13 protein-coding genes are annotated in these 17,642 nt (G+C 60.3%); 5 read left to right on the top strand and 8 right to left on the bottom strand.

Annotated elements, in window-relative coordinates; genetic code table 11:
* On the top strand, positions 1 to 161 hold a 161-nt coding region (locus G113_RS20585), incomplete at its 5' end, for an amino acid--tRNA ligase-related protein (RefSeq protein ID WP_005902239.1).
* 124 nt (positions 162 to 285) lie between these two features.
* Here the strand turns inward: G113_RS20585 and G113_RS11820 are convergent.
* Positions 286 to 1,083, bottom strand: coding sequence for a PhzF family phenazine biosynthesis protein (locus G113_RS11820; RefSeq protein ID WP_005902237.1), 798 nt, complete (start codon positions 1,081 to 1,083; stop codon positions 286 to 288).
* 205 nt (positions 1,084 to 1,288) lie between these two features.
* Here G113_RS11820 and G113_RS11815 point away from each other — a divergent pair, with 205 nt between their 5' ends.
* The 3 genes from G113_RS11815 to G113_RS11805 are packed head-to-tail and all read left to right on the top strand — an operon-like array spanning position 1,289 to position 5,601.
* Entirely contained in the window at positions 1,289 to 3,076 is a 1,788-nt protein-coding gene (locus G113_RS11815; RefSeq protein WP_005902234.1) for an assimilatory sulfite reductase (NADPH) flavoprotein subunit, read from the top strand.
* On the top strand, positions 3,076 to 4,788 hold the full coding sequence (gene cysI, locus G113_RS11810) for an assimilatory sulfite reductase (NADPH) hemoprotein subunit (RefSeq protein WP_005902232.1): 1,713 nt from the start codon (positions 3,076 to 3,078) through the stop codon (positions 4,786 to 4,788). The genes G113_RS11815 and cysI overlap by 1 nt, the downstream gene beginning before the upstream one ends.
* Positions 4,789 to 4,842: 54 nt before the next feature.
* Entirely contained in the window at positions 4,843 to 5,601 is a 759-nt protein-coding gene (locus tag G113_RS11805) for a phosphoadenylyl-sulfate reductase (protein ID WP_005902231.1), read from the top strand.
* Between the two features lie 59 nt (positions 5,602 to 5,660).
* Here the strand turns inward: G113_RS11805 and G113_RS11800 are convergent, their stop codons facing one another.
* The 5 genes from G113_RS11800 to G113_RS11780 form a co-directional block, all read right to left on the bottom strand.
* A complete protein-coding gene (locus tag G113_RS11800; RefSeq protein WP_005902229.1) occupies positions 5,661 to 6,140 on the bottom strand; it encodes a 2TM domain-containing protein in 480 nt (159 codons plus the stop codon).
* Positions 6,141 to 6,319: 179 nt separating this feature from the next.
* A complete protein-coding gene (proX, locus tag G113_RS11795; RefSeq protein WP_005902226.1) occupies positions 6,320 to 7,291 on the bottom strand; it encodes a glycine betaine/L-proline ABC transporter substrate-binding protein ProX in 972 nt (323 codons plus the stop codon).
* Complete coding sequence (gene proW, locus G113_RS11790) at positions 7,288 to 8,442, bottom strand: glycine betaine/L-proline ABC transporter permease ProW (RefSeq protein WP_005902225.1); 1,155 nt, start codon at positions 8,440 to 8,442, stop codon at positions 7,288 to 7,290. The genes proX and proW overlap by 4 nt, the downstream gene beginning before the upstream one ends.
* Positions 8,439 to 9,635 (bottom strand): glycine betaine/L-proline ABC transporter ATP-binding protein ProV, encoded by a 1,197-nt coding sequence (gene proV, locus G113_RS11785; protein WP_005902224.1) that lies wholly within the window; start codon positions 9,633 to 9,635, stop codon positions 8,439 to 8,441. The genes proW and proV overlap by 4 nt, the downstream gene beginning before the upstream one ends.
* 544 nt (positions 9,636 to 10,179) lie before the next feature.
* The gene (locus G113_RS11780; RefSeq protein ID WP_005902223.1) at positions 10,180 to 11,163 is read right to left on the bottom strand and encodes an MsnO8 family LLM class oxidoreductase; all 984 of its coding nucleotides are present in this window, start codon (positions 11,161 to 11,163) and stop codon (positions 10,180 to 10,182) included.
* 144 nt (positions 11,164 to 11,307) lie between these two features.
* Here G113_RS11780 and G113_RS11775 point away from each other — a divergent pair, with 144 nt between their 5' ends.
* The gene (locus G113_RS11775) at positions 11,308 to 14,256 is read left to right on the top strand and encodes an HD domain-containing phosphohydrolase (protein WP_005902222.1); all 2,949 of its coding nucleotides are present in this window, start codon (positions 11,308 to 11,310) and stop codon (positions 14,254 to 14,256) included.
* A gap of 43 nt (positions 14,257 to 14,299) precedes the next feature.
* Here the strand turns inward: G113_RS11775 and G113_RS11770 are convergent, their stop codons facing one another.
* Both G113_RS11770 and G113_RS11765 read right to left on the bottom strand, forming a co-directional pair.
* Positions 14,300 to 15,979 (bottom strand): AMP-binding protein, encoded by a 1,680-nt coding sequence (locus G113_RS11770; RefSeq protein ID WP_005902221.1) that lies wholly within the window; start codon positions 15,977 to 15,979, stop codon positions 14,300 to 14,302.
* A 238-nt stretch (positions 15,980 to 16,217) separates the two neighbouring features.
* Entirely contained in the window at positions 16,218 to 17,588 is a 1,371-nt protein-coding gene (locus tag G113_RS11765) for a YjiH family protein (protein ID WP_005902220.1), read from the bottom strand.
* Between the last annotated feature and the right edge of the window lie 54 nt (positions 17,589 to 17,642).

The raw sequence follows: 17,642 nt of genomic DNA, 5'->3' as shown, positions 1-17,642 counted from the left end.
CCATGTTCTACGACGCCGACTTCGTGACTGCACTGGAACACGGTCTGCCGCCGACCGCCGGTCAGGGTATCGGCATCGACCGTCTGGTCATGCTGTTCACCAACAGCCACACCATTCGCGACGTCATTCTGTTCCCGGCCCTGCGTCCGCAACAGAAATAAGCGCCAGTCAGGCCCAGTCGGCTGCTTGAGAACCACAAAACGCCCCGTCACTGCGGGGCGTTTTTTATTGGCATCGCGCCGCTTCTCTCAGCCGATTTTATTGTTCAACGGCGCGCCCTTGGGGCTATGCCGCTGGCGGCAGCCACTCTCCCCGGCTCAAGGTCAGCGCCCGCCCCGTCATCTGCACCCTGTCACCCACCACTCGAAGCAACAACGCACCACCTCGCTCCGAAGCCTGATAGGCCTTGAGTTGTGTCTTGCCCAATCGCTTGCCCCAGAAGGGAGCCAGGGCACAGTGGTTGGAGCCCGTGACGGGATCCTCCTCCACCCCGACCCAGGGGGCAAAATAGCGTGATACAAAATCGATGTCGGCATCCTGCCCCGGTGCCGTGACGATGAGCCCCCGGCCCGGTAGCACGCGCAATGCCTGAAAATCGGGATGAATGGCGCGCACCTCGGCCTCGCTACCCAGCTCGAGCACAAATTTGGCACCGGCGGCCCAGGTTTGACGAGGGCTGACCCCGAGGGCCTGCGCATAAGCTGCGTCCAGTGCCAGGGGCGCCATCTCGATGGCGGGAAAATCAAGCCGGATCCCGGCCTCATCCCGCACCGCCGTCAGCAAGCCGCTGCGGGTATCGAAACTGAGCGGCTGCCCGGGCGCCGCCAAACCCTGCGTCCAGATCACATGAGCCGCCGCCAGGGTGCCGTGCCCGCACAACGCCACTTCAACCTGCGGCGTAAACCAGCGCAGTCGATAGTGATCCCCTGTGATTGCTTCCACAAAGGCGGTCTCGGAGAGGCAGAACTCGGCGGCCATGCGCTGCATGGTGAACTCATCGAGTCCCTGACTCAGCACCACCATGGCGGGGTTGCCGGTGAAAGGCCTATGGGCGAAGGCATTGACGTGAAACAGACGGATCATCGGAGCTCCTGGCAAACGGATGGAATGAACTGACTCTAACAAAAATCGCCCTCCCCCGGACATGCCTTCCTGTGGGCAGGGATCTGCAAGAGAGATTTCGCACTTTTTAATGCCTCAATCGAATAAAAAAGACATTTTTATTCTTTGTTGTTATTCATGCCAACCCTTAATCTGACCAAAATTCAGACCATGGAAGACCTGTGTGATGCAATTGACGGACTCTTTGACCAACATAACCCCCCTATCCGATGAGCAGCAGCGCCAGCTAACTCAGGCCCTCGGCACGCTCAACAGCCAGCAGCTGACCTGGGTCAGCGGTTATCTCTATGGTCTCGTCCAGGCCGGTGGCGCCATCAGCGCGGCGCCCACCCTGCCCGCCAGTACCGGTGGCAGTCTGACGATCCTGTACGGCTCCCAGACCGGCAATGCCAAAGGGGTAGCCAGCGCCATCGAGCAGCAGGCCAAGGCACTAGGATTACCCACCACCCTGATTTCCATGGCCGACTACAAGCCCAAGCAGCTCAAGAAAGAGAGTCACCTGCTGATCATCGTCAGCACCTATGGCGAGGGCGAGCCGCCCGAACCTGCGGTCGATCTTCATGAGCAGCTCAAGAAGGGCAAGCTCGGCAAACTCGATGGCGTCAAGTTCGCCGTGCTGGGCCTTGGCGACAGCTCCTATGAGTTCTTCTGCAAGACGGGCCAGGACTTCGATGGCTGGCTGGCTCAGGCAGGTGGCGAGCGTATCGCCCCCCTGGCAGGTCTGGATGTGGACTACGAAGCGGGCGCCAAGGCCTGGACCGAGCAGGCTCTGGCTGCGGTAGCGGCAACCCTGAACGCGGGACCGGTCGGCGCTGTGGCGGGTGCCGTCAAGCACGCCGTCGGTCACAACCAGTATGACAAGGCCAACCCCTTCCCGGCCCGCCTGTCTGTGAACCAGAAGGTCACCGGCCGTGACTCGACCAAGGATATTCGCCACATCGAGATAAGCCTCGAAGAGTCCGGCATCACTTATCAGCCCGGTGACGCCCTCGGCGTCTGGTTCGACAACGAGGCCGGTCTGGTGAGAGAACTGCTGGCCCTGGCCAGCCTGTCCGGCGATGAGCCGACCGAGCAGGGCAGCCTGCGCACGGCACTGACCCGCCACTTCGAGCTGACCCGCTTGCACGGCGGCTTTATCACAGGCCTTGCCGCCATCTCCAACGATGCGGCACTGCACGACATCGCCGGCGACAAGACTCAGCTCAACGCCCTGGTCGCCAGCGCTCAGGTAGTAGATGTGCTCAAGCGCTTCCCGACCCCCTTGAGTGCAGAGCAGCTCGTCAGCCTGCTGCGTCCGCTCACCCCCCGCCTCTACTCCATCGCCTCCGCCCAGAGCGAAGTCGAGGAAGAGGTGCACCTCACCGTCGCCGTGGTGCGCTATCCCCAGGAAGATGGCGTGGTGCGCAGTGGCGCAGCCTCCTCCTATCTGGCCGATCGCCTGGATGAGGATGCTGAAGTACGGGTGTTCGTGGAACACAATGACAACTTCCGCCTGCCGGCGAACCCGGATACTCCCGTCATCATGGTGGGCCCGGGCACAGGCATAGCGCCGTTCCGCGCCTTCTTGCAGGAGCGTGACGCCATCGGTGCCTCGGGCAAAAACTGGCTCTTCTTCGGCAATCCCCACTTCACCCAGGACTTCCTCTATCAGGTGGAGTGGCAGCGCTATGTGAAGAGCGGCCTGCTCTCGAACATCTCCCTGGCATTCAGCCGGGATCAGGCCAGCAAGATCTATGTGCAGGACAGATTGCGGGCAGAGGGAGCAGAGTTGTTCTCCTGGCTTGAGGCGGGCGCCCACTTCTATGTATGCGGCGATGCCAACCACATGGCGAAGGATGTGCAGGAAGCCCTGCTGGAAGTGATTGCCCAACATGGCCACAAGAGCCGTGAAGAAGCAGAAGAGTATTTGAGCGAATTGCGTCGTGCCAAACGTTACCAAAGGGATGTCTACTGATGAGCAAGCAAACAACTCCGGGGCCGGTTGCAGGCCCGCTGTCCGACAACGAGCGGCTCAAGCGCGAGAGCAACTTCCTGCGTGGCACCATAGAGCAGGATCTGCAAGATCCCTTGACTGGTGGCTTCAATGGCGACAACTTCCAGCTGATCCGCTTCCACGGCATGTACCAGCAGGATGACCGCGACATCCGCCCGGAACGGGCCGCCCAGAAGCTGGAACCGCTGCACAACGTCATGCTGCGCGCCCGCCTGCCCGGCGGCATCATCACCCCGGCCCAGTGGCAGGTGATCGACAAGTTCGCCGAAGATCACAGCCTGTATGGCAGCATCCGCCTGACCACGCGCCAGACCTTCCAGTTCCACGGCGTGCTCAAGCGTGACATCAAGCTGATGCACCAGACCCTCAACAGCACCGGCATCGACTCCATCGCCACCGCAGGGGATGTGAACCGCAACGTACTCTGCACCAGCAACCCGGTAGAGTCCGAACTGCACCAGGAGGCCTACGAGTGGGCCAAGCAGATCTCCGAGCACCTGCTGCCCAAGACCCGTGCCTACGTGGAGATCTGGCTCGATGGCGAGAAGCTCGGCGAAGATGAGGAGCCCATCCTCGGCTCCAACTATCTGCCGCGCAAGTTCAAGACGACCGTGGTGATCCCGCCCCACAATGACATCGACGTGCACGCCAACGATCTCAACTTCGTGGCCATCGCAGATGGCGGCAAGCTGGTGGGCTTCAACGTGCTGGTGGGCGGGGGTCTCGCCATGACCCATGGCGACACCAGCACCTACCCGCGCAAGGCGAGCGACTTTGGCTTTATTCCGCTCTCCCATGTGCTGGACATAGCGGCCGCAGTGGTCAGCACCCAGCGCGACTGGGGCAACAGAGTCAACCGCAAGAACGCCAAGACCAAGTACACGCTCGAACGTGTTGGAGTGGAGGCCTTCAAGGCCGAGGTGGAGAGTCGCGCTGGCATCACCTTTGCCGACAGTCGCCCCTATGAGTTCACCAGCCGTGGCGATCGCTTCGGCTGGGTGGAAGGGATCGACGGCAAGCACCACCTGACCCTGTTTATCGAGAACGGCCGCCTGCTGGACTTCCCAGGCAAGCCCCTCAAGACCGGCATGCTGGAGATCGCCAAGATCCACCAGGGGGATTTCCGCCTGACCGCCAACCAGAACCTCATCATCGCCGGTGTGCCTGCCAGCGAGAAGTCACGGATCGAAGCCCTGGCTCGCCAATACGGCCTCATCGATGGTGGCGTGAGCGAGCAGCGCAAGCAGTCCATGGCCTGCGTCGCCCTGCCCACCTGCCCGCTGGCGATGGCGGAAGCCGAGCGCATGTTGCCGGCCTTCGTCACCGAGATCGAAGGGCTGCTGACCAAACATGGGCTGGCCGAGGATGCCATCATCTTCCGGGTCACCGGCTGCCCCAACGGTTGCGGGCGCGCCATGCTGGCGGAAGTGGGACTGGTGGGCAAGGCCCCCGGTCGCTACAACCTGCACCTGGGTGGCAACCTGGAGGGAACCCGCATCCCACGCATGTACCAGGAGAACATCACCGAGCCGCAGATCCTGGCCGAGCTGGATGCCCTCATCGGCCGCTGGGCCAAGGAGCGCAACCCGGGTGAATGCTTCGGCGACTTCGTGATCCGCGCCGCCATCGTCGCCCCCGTGGTCAACTCGGCCGTGGACTTCTACGCCGCCTGATCCCAAGGGCGCCTTCACTGGCGCCCGCTTTTCTTCACAGAGCGAGACACAGAGATGACACTGGATCTGACACTATTGCTCACCCTCTCCAAAGAGGAACAGGTCGCCGCCCTGGCTCCCCACAACCGCGAGTTGGAGGCCATGAGCGCCCCCGAACGGGTGCGCTGGGCCCTGGCTAACCTGCCGGGACAGCACATTCTCTCTTCGAGTTTCGGCATCCAGGCGGCCCTGATGCTGCATCTGGTGAGCCGCGAGCGGGCCGACGTCCCCGTGGTGCTGACCGACACCGGCTACCTCTTCCCCGAGACCTATCGCTTCATCGACGAGCTGAGCGAGCGGCTCAAGCTCAATCTCAAGATCTACCGATCCGAGCTATCCCCCGCCTGGCAGGAGGCCCGTTTCGGCCTGCTGTGGGAGCAAGGGATCGAGGGGATCACCCGCTACAACCAGCTCAACAAGGTCGAGCCCATGGACCGCGCCCTGAACGAGCTGGGCGCCCAGACCTGGTTCTCCGGCCTGCGCCGGGAGCAGTCAGACAGCCGTGGCAACTTGCCGGTGCTGGCCATACAGCGCGGCCGTTTCAAGTTCCTGCCGGTCATCGACTGGAGCAACAAGGACGTGCACTACTACCTCAAGGAGTTCGACTTGCCCTATCACCCGCTGTGGGAGCAGGGTTACCTCTCGGTGGGGGACGTTCATACCACCACCAAGTGGGAGCCGGGCATGAGCGAGGAGCAGACCCGTTTCTTCGGCCTAAAACGCGAATGCGGCCTGCACGAAGAGAGCGGCGAAAATGACGGTTCAGGGATCTGAACCCGCCTCTTCTTGCATGAAAAAGGCCCGGGTTGTCCCGGGCCTTTTCTATATTCGACCTACAGCTTGCGGCCGAGTCGCCTCTCAATCTGACGCCGCTCCCAGTCGGGACCCAGCAACTTGGGCAGTTTGAACAGGTTGAAGGCATGCGCCATCAGGCCTATTCCCCAGCCCAGCATGGGCCACCATGCCCAGATATGCCCGGGGCTGGTCACCAGATTGATGACCCAGAGCAGGCTTATCACCAGCACATAGCTGATGAGGTGGCCGTAGAATCCCTTGAGCCCCTGCACAAACTCCATCGCCTCCCGCTCTTCCCGTGTCACCCCGGCGCCCGACTCCATATTTGCTTCCCTCATCTCGCTCTCCTGCAGTTGGCTGATATCGAGTTCGAAGACGGCGGCCAGGGCCTTGAGGGATTCGAGACCGGGGGCCTGACCCCGCTCTATCCGCTGCACAGTGCGGACACTCAGCCCCGACATGGTAGCCAATTGATCCTGTGACCAGCCGCGCTGCAATCTCAACTTCCTGACGATCATCGATGAACTCCTTGTGGTATTGACGAGAGCAAGCGTACCCGGCCTGAGTGAAATCCTTGACGACAGAGACCCGACACCTAGGCGACAGTCTTTTTATATCAACATCTTATAGAATAAATTGCACAAATAAAAACGCCCGGCAACAAGCCGGGCGTGGGGTCATGACGGGAGACTGGCGCCTATTTGGCAGCGCGCGCATCCGTGAGCCACTGCTTGACCAGGGCTGGGTGCCCCTTGATCCAGGCATCGGCGTGACGCTCTATGTCGGCCGGCTTGTTCTGGCCCTGTTTCATCAGGCTGTTCTGGACGTTGATGTCGTTGATAGGCAACTTCATCTCGTCAAACAGTTTGGCTGCCGACGGATTGGCCTCGGCGAAGGCGCGGTTGGCCACTATGTGCATGGTGTTCATCTCGAAACCATAGTTCTTGCCATTGGCCAGCTTGGTGTCGCCCTCGCGGCCATCCGGCAGCGCGGTAAAAGGCACTTCCAGCCAGACCACATCCTTGCCCGGGATCAAATCGCCACTGACCCAGTATGGCGTCCAGGTGTAATAGAATACCGGTTTGTGCTCCTTGTAGCGGGTAATGGTGTCGGCAATGATGGCCGCATAGTTGCCCTGCTGGTGGGTCACTGTCTTGTCCAGTGCAAACGCCTTGAGCTGATGATTGATCACCCCCTCACAACCCCAACCCGGATTGCAACCGGCCAGATCGGCCTTGCCATCACCGTCACTGTCAAACAGAGCGGCCAGCTTGGGATCCTTGAGCTGCGCTATGTTGGTGATGTTGTACTTGTCGGCGGTTACCTTGTCGATGAGGTAACCCTGGGCCGCCCCTGTGACATAGGTGCCTTCACGATAGAACTTGGTGTCGCCGCCGGCTTTTTCATATTTGTCTTTGTGCAGCGGATTCCAGTTGAAGGCGAGGAAAGTCGCATCGCCGCTGGCGACCGAAGCATAGCCCACGTTGTAGTCAGCCTCTTTGGCGGGCTTGACGTCATAACCCAGTTCGCCGAGCAACTTGCTCACCAGCAGAGTCTGAAATGCCTCCTCCGGCACGCTGCTCTGAATGGGCTGGACCAGGGCGCTGGCCATGGCGGTGGTACTCAATAACAGGGTGCCCAGCGTCAATCCCTTGGTGATGGCGTTCATATTTCTTCTCCTTTGGTGTGAGTCTGATGGCGCTGCCCGAATAGGGAGAGCAGCAGGCCTACGGGGCCTCGTTGATACCAGTGACCGATACGCTCGGCGCTGGATTGGCCCATGGCCTGAGTGAGACGATCGAGCACTATGGCCAGCAGCACTATGCCGAGACCACCGACCGAGGCCATGCCCATGTCGAGGCGGCCTATGCCGCGCAGGACCATCTGGCCAAGCCCGCCCACCGCGATCATGGAGGCGATCACCACCATGGAGAGGGAGAGCATCAGCGACTGGTTGACCCCTGCCATGATGGTCGGCATGGCCAGCGGCAGTTGTACCTTGAACAGCAGCTGACGTGGGCTGGCGCCAAATGAGTGACCGGCTTCAATAAGATCTTCCGGCACCTGGCGAATGCCGAGAATGGTCAGCCGTATCATGGGCGGCAGAGCAAAGATGATGGTCACTACCACCCCGGGCACATTGCCTATACCAAACAACATGACGATGGGGATGAGGTAGACAAACGCCGGCGTGGTCTGCATGGCGTCGAGCAGGGGGCGAGTCCAGGCGGTTGCTCGCTCGCTGCGTGCCAGCAAGATGCCAACCGGCAGACCGATGATCATGCAAAACAGCAGAGAGGTCATCACCAGGGCCAGGGTCACCATGGCATCGGACCAGGCCCCGATAAGGCCAATCCCGATGAGGGAGATCAGGGTACCCAGCGCCATGCTGCCACTGACCAGCTGCCAGGCGATCAGGGTCAAGATCCCCACCATGAGTGCGGAAGGCACGCTCTGCAGCGTATGAGTCAGTGCATTGAGGGTCACCTCGACCGGTGCCCGCACTATCTGGAACAGGGGACGAAAGTGGGTTACCAGCACGTCTATGCCCTGCTCCACCCAGACATCGAGCGGCAGCCAGGCCTGCTGGAAGGGATCCAGCAGATCGAGAGGCGGTTTGTCATCGGCCGAGGCTATCTGGTTTTGCCAGTCGTTGCTGGCGACGGCGGTGTGAGTGGTGCTGCCCCAAGGATCCGCGTCAACCTGAGTGGTGGAAGCACTGGCCCAAGGATCCGGATCGGCAGCAGGGGCCTCGTCGGCCCAGGCTGGATGGGCGGCAAACAGCAGCGTTGCCAGACAGAGGGATATTAAATGCTTCATACCGGAGTACTCCTGTCCAGGGTGTTGAGCAGATTGGCCTTGGAGATAAGCCCCAGATAAGTGCCATCCTCTTCTACCACGGGGACCTGACAGGGGGCGGCCGCCACCAGGCTTATCAGTTCGTGCAGGGGAGTGTCGGCCAGCAAGGGGCTTACTTCATCCAGCAATGCCTGATCCAGACTGCCCTTGCTCGCCACGGCACGGGCCAGGGAGTCGAGGGAGACGACGCCGACGAAGCGCCGACTACGATCGATCACATAGCCAAACTCCCGATCCTGCTCCTTGAGCTGGCGCAGAGCGTTGGCCGGGCCATCCGTGGTGTGCTTCTTGATGAGCGGGGTCTGCTTGCGGCTGGCGATGTCACGGGCACTGAACACATTGGCCAGATCCACACCGCGAAAGAAGGCGCGCACATAGTCGTTGGCAGGCTGGCTCAGGATCTCGTCCGGGGTGCCGATCTGGATCACCTGACCGTCCTGCATGATGGCGATGCGGTCGCCGATGCGCATCGCCTCGTCCAGATCGTGGGAGATGAAGACGATGGTGCGCTGATGGTTGGCCTGTAGCTTGAGCAGCTCATCCTGCATCTCGGTGCGGATCAGGGGGTCGAGGGCGGAAAATGCCTCGTCCATCAACAAAATGTCGGGATCATTGGCCAGGGCGCGCGCCAGGCCAACCCGCTGCTTCATGCCGCCAGACAGGGCATCGGGGTAGGCATGCGTCCAGGTCTCGAGGCCGACCTGGGCCAGGGCCTGGCGGGCGCTGCGGTGGCGATCTGCTTGGGGAACACCAGCCAGTTCCAAACCAAAAGCGGCGTTGTCCAATACCGTCAGGTGCGGCATCAAGGCGAAGGATTGGAACACCATGCTGATTTTTTTGCGACGTACCTGACGCAGCGCCTCATCCGAGATGACGGCGATATCTTCACCATCGATCAAGACCTGACCGCGAGTGGGCTCTATCAGCCGGTTGAGCAGGCGTACCAGGGTGGATTTACCGGATCCCGACAACCCCATCACCACGAAAATTTCTCCTTCATGGATCTGCAGATTCACGTCATGTACGCCGAGGGTTTGTCCGGTCTTTTGCAAGATCCCGGCACGATCATCACCCTCTTCCAATAATTTGAACGCCTTGTCCGGCTGCTCTCCAAAGATCTTATACAGGGTCTTTACTTCCAGTTTGACTGTCATATTGCCCTTTTCTAATTGATTACAACTTCACCGCCATGGCATAACCATGACGAAATTCACTTACTACACTAAACAATTAAATGGCAAACATAAAGCATAATCAATCACCACAACATCGATGCAAATGCATAAATCATTGAATAAATAAGAAAAACAAGCCGATTACACCATGTATAAATAAAAATTAAACATTATCATCACAAATAAATTAGCAGTTATTGTTTAAGGGTATAAACATGTTTTGATGAAAAGCCTACCCACTGCAGATCAAGCTGATGCCCTGGTGCAGATTTGGCCGCGCAAGATGACGACCATTCAAATCGGTCCGCCAGCATGACGACGAGGCAATTCACGAGGGAATATTGCTGACAAAAATCAGAGTAGTGTCGACATAATCGGCGAAATAGAGACTAAGAGATGAAATAAAGAAGGGATAAACCACAGGGAAAATGGCAGGAATAAAGAGGTGAGTAGCAGGGGATGGCCGCAGAAGACAGCGCGACGCCAGGGAACCCGACGCTGACTGCACCGGGCTCCTCCTGCGTCAAAGCGAGCGCATGATCTCCGCCCCCAGGGCGAAGGATCGCAGCCGGGCCTGATGATCGAAGATGGGGCCATTGAACATAAGTTCGTCAGCCTGGGTTTCGGCCAGCAATGCCTGAATGCCATGGCGGATAGCGGCTTTATCACCCACCAGGGAGCGAGACAACGTCTTCTCCATGGCCATCAGCTCGTGAGGGGCCCAGCCGGTCAGCTCTTCCACCGGCGCCGGTAATTCCCCAGCATCTCCTCGATAGAGCCGCAAGAACTGCTGCTGTACCGTGCTCAACAGAAAAAGCGCCTCGGCCGTACTCTCGGCAGCAATCAGATTGACGCAGACCACGGCATAGGGCTTGGGCCAACGTGCGGAAGGGCGATATTGGCTGCGATAAACCTCCAGGGCCTGCAACAACAGCGCCGGCGCAAAATGGGAAGCAAAACCAAACGGCAAGCCCATGGCCGCCGCCAGCTGGGCGCTGTAGAGGCTGGAGCCAAGCAGCCAGACGGGCAGCTGTAGTCCGAAGCCGGGCACGGCACGTACCGGGCCCGGCTCATCACCGAAATAGGCCATCAACTCGGCCACATCGGCGGGAAAGTCATCCTGATCGCCTCCCCGCTGGCGGCGCAAAGCGTGCATGGTGCGCTGATCGGAGCCAGGGGCACGACCCAGGCCCAGGTCTATTCGCCCCGGATAGAGGGACTCCAGGGTGCCGAACTGTTCGGCAATCACCAGAGGGGAGTGATTGGAGAGCATGATGCCACCGGCGCCAAGACGCAGAGTCCGGGTGCCAGCAGCCAGGTGACCAATCAACACTGAGGTGGCGGCGCTGGCAATTCCCGGCATGTTGTGATGCTCGGCCAGCCAATATCTGTGATAACCCCAGGCCTCGGCCTGCTGAGCCAGTTCAAGGGAGCGGCGGAAAGAATCGGCGGGACGAGAGCCGACGGGAACAGGCACCAGATCCAGTACCGAATAGGGAACAGACATGACTCACTCCAGGGGTGGGAAAGCAGTCACTCTACCACTAGCTCTAAATGAGACACAATTAATCCATTGCTGGCGATTCTGATGTCATGAGCCAAACTCATTGCTCGCCAACCATGGACGAATGGCCATGATAAGGATCCCGACATGAGGCTGAACGGCTCGCAGCGCCGCCCTTTTTACGTACACATAGCCACCCTCTTCATCTGTTTGTTCACTCTGCTCGGCACCTTGCTGATAGCGCAGCATTTTCAACAGAGCCGTGCCCAGGGGATGGCCCACGAATACCATAACTTCCAGCAATACCGGGAGCAGCTGGCCCTGGCTCTGACCCTCAACGAGCGGCCGGCCCGCACCACCCTCAAGCTGCTCAGGGCAGGCCAGCTGATGCAGGCGGATGATCTGACGGCCCGGCTCGCCTTTTTGCCGCAGCTGGTCGAGGTGCTGGCCAGCCAGCATGGCTATGGCGCCATCTATGTCGGTTATGGCAACGGTGACTTCTTTCTGGTGCGAACCCTGACCGAAAGCGTCAAAGCGCAGTTGGACTCGACCCCACCGGGCAGCAGCCTGCTGGTACAGAGTCTGTCTGGGGGACAGGGGAAGTACCTCTATTATGATGCCCGCCAGCGCCTGCTCCATCAGCAGCCCATGCCCGACTACCAGTTCGATCCCCGTGCCCGGCTCTGGTATCAGCAGGCGCTACGCAGCAAAGGCATTGCCAGCACGGCCCCCTATCTCTTCTTCACTACCAAGGAGCCCGGCATGACGCTGGCGATCGCCAGCCCCGATGGCCAGGCGGTGATCGGCATAGATGCCAGCGTTGATCGTCTCTCCAGACTCATTGGCAAGATGCGGCAAGAGGGGACCCAGCTGGTATTGTTTGATCGCCATGCCACCTTGCTTGCAACCGACCCGGCGCAGTTGCCCAGCTATGAGCGCTTGCGGGTACTGCCCAAGATATCGGCCCTGAGCGATCCCGTATTCACCCTGTTGCAACGCCGACTGAGTGCAGAGCCCGACCTGCTTAAGGGGCGCCATGAGCTGACCCTCAATGGCGAAAACGGGGGGGAGTGGCAGGTCAACCTCTCATCGCTCGGGGAAGGTTCCCCCTTCTATCTGGGACTCATCATCAGCAGCGAGCGCCTGTTCGCGAACGCCACACGCGAGGCCTGGCACAACCTCGGCAGTACCCTGCTTGCCCTCTTGCTGCTGCTGCCCGTCATCTGGCTCGTCGCCAGACGCACCGCCACTCCCCTGCTTGCGCTGACCCGGGAGGCCGAGCGCATCCAGCATTTCGATTTCAGTAACGGGGAGGCGCCCCACTCCGCCATCCAGGAGATAGACGATCTCTCCCGCACCATGTCGGGCATGCGCCTGACCCTGGGTAACTTCATGAACATGGGGCGGGCGCTTGGCGCCGAACACAACTTCGACGCCCTGCTTGAACGCGTACTCGGTGAAACCATAGCCGCAGCCGGGGCCGAGGGCGGCGCTCTCTATCTGGTGGAGGAGGGGCAACTGCAACCTGCGCTGGCCTTCTGGCATGGCCATCCCTTGCCAACCATAGAAGGTGAGCGCCTGCTGCGTCCCGTCCTGCACGGCGAGCGCCTCAGCGTCGCCCTCGAAGAGGGTTGCTGGCAGCGCCACCTGAGTGGCTGGGGGGCCTATCCCGGCAAGGGACGCCTGGTGGCCGAACCCCTGCGCAATCACAGTCAGGAGGTGACGGGCTGCCTGCTGATCTTGCTGCCCCCCTGCTCCCCTGATGAACTGGCGGCCCGCATCAGTCTGATCGAGGCGCTGGCTGGCACCTCGGCCTCCGCCATCGAGAATCAACGACTACTGGCGGAGCAAAAGCGTCTGCTGGAGTCATTCATCGAGCTCATCGCCGGGGCCATCGATGCCAAGAGTCCCTATACCGGCGGCCATTGCCAACGGGTGCCCGAACTGACCCGACTGCTGGCGGAAGCGGCCGCCGCCGAGCGGGAGGGACCCTTTGCCGGTTTCAACCCCAGCGAGCAGGAGTGGGAAGCCATCCACATTGCCAGCTGGCTGCACGACTGCGGCAAGGTGACGACCCCCGAGTTCGTGGTCGACAAGGCCACCAAGCTGGAAACCCTCTACGATCGCATCCACGAGATCCGCACCCGCTTCGAGGTGCTCAAGCGCGATGCCCACATCGCAACCCTGAGTGAGCAGTTGTCAGAACAGCAACGCAGCCTAGCCCGCACGGCCGTGGCCCCCGTCTGGGCGGAGCTCGATGCCGAATTTTCCTTCGTGGCCGAGTGCAATCAGGGGGAGGAGTGGATGGCGCCGGAGCGACTCGAGCAATTGCAACGGATTGCCACTCGCAGTTGGCTACGCACTCTGGATGACAGGCTCGGACTGGGAGCTGAAGAGCGCAAGCGCCATGGCGACCTCGCCGCTCCCCTGCCTTGCCGTGAATACCTGCTGGCCGACAGGCCCGAGCACAAAATCCCCCGTCCCGACAACGATAGACTGGAGGCAGACAATTCCTGGGGCTTCAAGGTCAAGGTGCCCGCCTGCCTGTATGATCGGGGCGAGCTCTACAACCTCAGCATTGGCCGTGGCACTCTGAGCGAGGAGGAGCGCTACAAGATAAACGAACACATCATCCAGACCATCAAGATGCTGGAGCGATTGCCCTTTCCCCGCCACCTGCAACAGGTACCTGAAATAGCGGGCGGCCACCACGAGAAGATGGATGGCAGCGGCTACCCCAGGGGGCTTAGCCGGGCACAGATGAGCGTGCCGGCCCGCATCATGGCCATCGCCGACATCTTCGAGGCACTGACCGCCAGCGATCGCCCCTACAAACCGGGCAAGTCTCTTAGCCAGTCCCTTGCCATCATGAGCCAGATGGCCAACGTGGGGCACATAGATCCGGAGCTCTTCGCTCTCTTCCTGCGCAGCCGTATCTGGCTACAGTACGGCCAGCGCTTCCTGAGCGAGGCACAGTGCGATGAGGTCAATCTGGCCGCCTTCCGCCCCCCTCAGGGCGAGGAACCTGCATCTCCCTCTCGCCCAGCACCCGCCATCAGATCAGGCCGAGCATCCAGGAGGCAAATCCTAAGCTGAGAGAGGGGCCCCTGGGCCCTCCTCAGCTTTGCGCTGCCCATGGCTAGCTATGGGGGGCCAGCTCAGCGTTCATCAGCTCCTTCATGCGAAACTTCTGCAGTTTGCCGGTGACCGTCATGGGGTACTCGTTCACGAAACGGATGTAACGTGGCACCTTGAAGTAGGCGATGCGGGCCGACAGGAAGTGTTTAATCTCCTCTTCATCGGCATCACAGCCGGGCCTGAGCTTGATCCAAGCGCAGACCTCCTCGCCATAGCGGTCGCTGTCGATACCAAACACGGCGGCGTCCTGCACCGCGGGGTGATCGTAGAGCCGCTCCTCCACTTCCCGGGGATAAATGTTCTCGCCCCCCCGGATGATCAACTCCTTGCTGCGCCCGACAACCTGGACATAGCCCTCGCTATCCATGACCCCGATGTCGCCGGAGTGCAGCCAACCCTCGGTATCTATGGTGGCCGCCGTCTTGGCCGGATCCTGCCAGTAGCCACTCATGACGCTATAGCCACGGCAACAGATCTCCCCTTTCTCCCCCCTTGCCACCATCTCACCACTGGGGTCGACCAACTTTATCTCGGTGTGGCCGATCGCCCGCCCGACTGTGGTGACGCGCTTGTCGAGAGGGCAATCCACCGCTGTCATGTGATTGATGGGGCTGCACTCCGTCTGGCCATAGGCAATGGTCACCTCCGTCATGTGCATCAGGGTCTGCACCCGCAACATCAGTGGCTCGGGACAGATGGCTCCCGCCATGATGCCGGTACGCAGTGAGCCGAGATCGAACTCGGAAAAGTTCGCAAGCTCCAGCTCGGCGATGAACATGGTCGGCACCCCATGCAAGGCGGTACAACGCTCCTCACTGACCATCTGCAAGGTGGTGGCGGGGTCAAATGCCTCACTGGGGAAGAGGGCGCAGGCTCCCACGCTCAGACAGACCAGGTTGCCGAGTACCATGCCGAAACAGTGATAGAGGGGCACCGGGATGCAAAGTCTGTCCTGTTCGGTCAGCGCCATGCCGGCTGCGACCAGCAGACCATTGTTAAGTATGTTGCTGTGGCTAAGGGTTGCGCCCTTGGGGCTGCCCGTGGTGCCCGAGGTGAACTGGATATTGATGGGATCCGAAGCCTTGAGCCCGGCAGCCACCCTTTGCAGGACGCTGTTCTCCTGTTCATCCCCCAAGCTGAGCAAGGCGTTGAAGTTGAGCATGCCAGGGGTCCTGTCCTCACCCAGACGCACCACCCAGGCCAGGCTTGGCAAGGCGGCGGCCTTGAGCTCTCCGGGCGGTGAACTGTTCAGTTCCGGGGCCAGCTCGGCCAGAGTGGCAAGATAGTCACTGCCCTTGAAGCGGCTGGCACAGATCAATGCCTTGCAGCCAACATTGTTGATGGCAAAGGCCAGTTCCTCACGCCGATAGGCGGGATTGATACAGACCATGATGGCGCCGATACGGGCGGTGGCAAACTGCACCAGACACCATTCGATGTTATTGGGGGACCAGATGCCGACCCGGTCACCAGGCTGTATGCCTATGGCCAGCAATCCCTTGGCCAGCCGATCTATCTGTTGCAGATATTCACGCCAGCGCCAGCGGATCTGTTGATGACGCACCACCACGGCGGGCCGGTCTGGGAAGCGTTCGACTATCCCTAGCAGGTAGTCACCTATGGTTTGATCAAGCAGGGGGGCATCGGTCGGGCCGACGCGATAGCTGGGCAGTGCGGACATGAAGGCTCCTTGCCATAAGGGGAATGAGTGGCCTACGGCTCGGCTGGCAACATCGCGATAACGAATGTTACGTTAGTGTAAAATCATGAAATTACAAAGCCCACTTTGGTCGAACAACAGGGCTACCTGCCGATGCAATAGCCAAAGAGCAGTTCAATTCCCAATGAGGAAAAAGCACATATAAAAACGGACAGCCCTGGGGCTGTCCGTTTTTTGGTCACCTGTCCCCACACATGGGTCAGAACAACAGATGTGCCATGGCGGCAACGACCGGCAAGGTCACCAGTGTCCGCAGCAGGAACACCACAAACAGCTCCCACAGCTTGACCGGGATCTTGCTGCCCAGCAGCAGTGCGCCCACTTCCGACATATAGATAAGCTGAGTCACCGACATCGCGGCGATGACGAAGCGGGTCATCTCGCTCTCGATGCTCGAGGCCAGAATTGCCGGGATGAACATGTCCGCAAAACCGACCACTATGGTCTTGGAAGCGGCTTCAGCCTCCGGCAGCTGCAACAGCTCAAGCAGCGGAATGAAGGGGGCACCCAACCAGTTGAACACTGGCGTGTGCTCGGCCAGCATCAGGGCGCAGGTCCCGATCGCCATCACCACCGGCAGCACGCCAAACACCATGTCCAGGGCATTTTTGACCCCTTCCCGGGCAACGGCGCCGAGATCGCTCACGCTGTCGGCTTTCTTGAGGGCACGCTCGAAGCCATAGCTCACCAGATTGTGCTCGTGAGGCACGGCCTCCTGCTTGCGGCACAGTGGGGTACCATCGGAATAGACGTCCTTCTTCCAGGAGAGCGGGGGCAGGCGCGGCACCACTATGGCGGCCACCACGCCGGCCAGGCAGACGGTCAGATAGAAGGGCACGAACATGTGCTCCAGCTTCACCTGAGAGATCACCACCAGACAGAAGGTGATGGAGACAGCCGAGAAGGTGGTGCCGATGACGGCGGCTTCACGCTGGGTGTAGAACTTGCCCTCGTACTGCTTGCTTGTGAGCAGGATGCCCACACTGCCATCGCCAAGCCAGGAGGCAAAGCAGTCGACCGCGGAGCGGCCCGGCAGGCGGAATACCGGACGCATGATGCGGGTCATCAGGGTGCCGACAAACTCCAGCAGACCGAAATCCAGCAACAGCGGTAACAGCAGACCAGCGAAGATAAACACCGAAAACAGCACGGGCAGCAAATCATTCAGCACCAGGCCACCGGTCGCATCGGAACGCAGCGCCTCTGGGCCCATCCCGAAGAAGGTCAGCAGCGCAAAGATGCCGCCCAGCACTCGTACCATGGCCCAGAACGGGGAGACGTTGAACAGGGCATTGAGAAAGGGACGACGTACCAGGATCGCGGGCTTGAACAGCCAGGCAACCAGGGTCATCAGCATGGTGGTGGTGATCAAGGCACATACCACGGCCACAAGCGAGTCTGAAAACACCGCTTGTACCGTCTTGGCCAGCACGGCCACGGGGATGGTGATATTGCCGTCATAGAGCACGGGGGTCATGAACAGCAGGATCCCGACGAGTGACGGGATCAAGAACATCAGCAAGTTACGGCGAGTATTTACCGCAGGGGCTTCGAGGGTCTTTTCCAACATGAGATTACAGCCTTAATGTTACTTTTCCTTAGCCAGGCCGCCTGCATACTCATG

The organism is Aeromonas molluscorum 848, from assembly GCF_000388115.1.
In the GTDB taxonomy this organism is placed as follows: Bacteria; Pseudomonadota; Gammaproteobacteria; order Enterobacterales; family Aeromonadaceae; genus Aeromonas; species Aeromonas molluscorum.
This window is presented reverse-complemented; position numbering and strand designations above follow the sequence as displayed.